Source organism: Staphylococcus sp. HMSC063A07 (assembly GCF_001836955.1).
Lineage (GTDB): Bacteria > Bacillota > Bacilli > Staphylococcales > Staphylococcaceae > Staphylococcus > Staphylococcus lugdunensis.
The window spans coordinates 1-2443 of sequence record NZ_KV830900.1 but is presented as its reverse complement, the minus strand read 5'-3'; the positions used below and the strand labels follow the sequence as shown (position 1 = coordinate 2443).

Sequence of the window (2443 nt, the reverse complement as noted above, 5' to 3'; positions counted from 1 at the left end):
ATAGCAATAAATTTTCTCGGCATAAATGCGTGGTCTACTTCTTTTTATTCTTCTTATTTTTTTCATTTGCTGAAATTATAATCGGTAACAAACCACAACAAATAACGATTATCAAAAACAAAGTAACATTCATAAAAAACGACTCCTTTTTTAGTAAATTTTATCAAAAGTTTTATCGCTTTACAGGTCTATTTTCCAACGTTATAATCTAGTTAATTCCCGTAAGGGCGCACTTATGCGTTCTAAAAGAACGCGTGCAAAAACCATAATCGACCTTCGTCGATTTTTTTATTTCAAAATTAAAGAAACGGCTTGAGATATTCCGAGCAGTTATAAAAATTAATTTGTCTTGAATATTGCTACTACATTCTTGAAAAAGTGATGTAGATTTATAGCCCATAACTTTTTTGAATTACATCGACGATACGGCGTCGAAAGAAAAATAAATAGACCGTATGAAAGAAAAAGCTACCTCACTTTATCTGGGGTAGCTTTTATTTTTTATGCCCTTATTTTGAATTTTAAGGGGGCATTTTAAAGAATTAGGGGTTATTTATATAGTTTTATACCTAAAAACCTATATCGGCTCTTAAAACGCAAATGAGAGCCAAATAAAAATAATTGCTTTTCACAAACAAAAATTTGAGCAAAACCAGTGTCGAATTTTTGAGACACTGCCCATCTACATGCAAATTTAAAAATTGGCATAAAAACTGGGCAACCATGCCGGTTGAACGCTATAGTTCCTGCAGGGGCAAAAAAGCATAAAAAAACGCTAGCTTTGATAAGCTAACGTTACAAATTTTTTAAGAAATAATTTTGTTTTTCAAAATTCCAAATAGCCGTAATTGAATGGGCTTTTTGTTCTTCTTCAGTCGTTTTTTCTTCATCGCTCGTTTGAATTAAATTACCTTCTTCGGCATCGTCTAAATTTAAAAGTTTATGTTTTTGTTTAAGTAAACCACCGTAACTTAACATACGTTTTCGGTATAAACCTTTTTCCAAGTCATTCACGATTTCTTGATTTCTTTCATCATCATCAGTTAAAAAATCAGATGACTTAACCGAATATTTAGAGGTTTCTTTGATTGCTGCTTGAATATCTTTATCGCCTTTTTGATTTGGTTTGATCGCTTTGATATTTGCTACGGGTCGATAATTTACTTGTAATGCTTTTTGCCATAAATCGACCCATTCAGTCTGCGTAATATAATTTTCTTTTTTTCTAAAATACGCATTTTCAACACATAACAAAACATGCATATGTTGATTATAACTTCCGTCATTCTCATTAACTGTAACTTCAGTTGAACGCATAAAACCAACTAAATTCTTACTAACTTTTTTGTATTTAGTTAATCTATGAAAAGCTTTTGTTAAATGTTTTAAACTTTGTTCTAAAGTATCTCCGTCTATCGCATTTCTTGTTGAAAGAGTTAAAAACAACCAACGCGCTTTCGGTTTTTCTTTAACCACTTCTTCAATCACTCTTTGAGCTTGATAACTATTTTTCATAGCACGCCTCCAATTACAAACTGGGCATAATTTTGATTTACAAAACCATGTCTTATGTAACTTCAAATAACCTTCATCAGTTGGCTTGAACTCTAAGACGTTACCACATTGTTTTACGTTAAAAGCCTTTTTAATTTTTAAAATTTCCAGTATATCTGCATAGCTCACATTATCAATTTTCTTTTCTTTCCATGGGCGTTGTTTCCCACTTTTAGTCATATCTTTTAATGTTTCATTATCTTGATTTTCGTCTATATATCCTGTAGTATAAAAATGCATATAAGAGCCCCCTGTATTTGGTTTTTTCTAGACAATTAAATCTTAATACAGGGGTTTCTTTATGTCAAAAATTTCTTTCACGCATAAAAAACAGCTCAAACACTCTCACATCAACATTTGACGAGCGATTTCAAAAAGATTGTTATTTCTATATAGTATCAAGACAAGAAGAAACTCGTTTTCAACTCGTTTCTAAAACCTAAAAAACATTAGATGTAATAATCAAAACTAAAGCACATATAATAGCTATCGCAGCACAATAAATACTCTTTTTATAACTAACTCTTTTATTACTTTTACTTATAATTTTATAAATTTCATTTCCCCAAAGAACCAAAGCAGAAATTCCAAATACAATAAACCCTATTCCAAATACATAACCTAAAAAGTCTAAAATCATAATTTTTTACCTCCTTAAACATTGTTTAAGTCAATAGTAACAATGTAAAAGAATAAGAAAACTAACAGATTTGTAAGTTTCTAAATTGCTTTATTCCAATTGCTTTATTGCCATTGAGCCTCGGAACCCTTAACAAACCCGAAAACTGTCGACTCGTCGGACTAATAGCTCACGCTATGCCGACATTCGTCGCTACAGTTTAGTTAAGGGTTCTTCTCAATAGCAATAAATTTTCTCGGCATAAATGCG

The 2443-nt window shown here is 31.1% G+C and carries 2 protein-coding genes; both read right to left on the bottom strand.

Going from position 1 to position 2443, the window contains the following annotated elements; translation table 11 throughout:
* Nucleotides 1-795 precede the first annotated feature (795 nt).
* Nucleotides 796-1794 (bottom strand): protein rep, encoded by a 999-nt coding sequence (locus tag HMPREF2597_RS00155; protein ID WP_083319028.1) that lies wholly within the window; start codon nt 1792-1794, stop codon nt 796-798.
* Between the two features lie 199 nt (nt 1795-1993).
* A complete protein-coding gene (locus HMPREF2597_RS00150) occupies nt 1994-2194 on the bottom strand; it encodes a hypothetical protein (RefSeq protein WP_044466700.1) in 201 nt (66 codons plus the stop codon).
* Nucleotides 2195-2443: the final 249 nt, after the last annotated feature.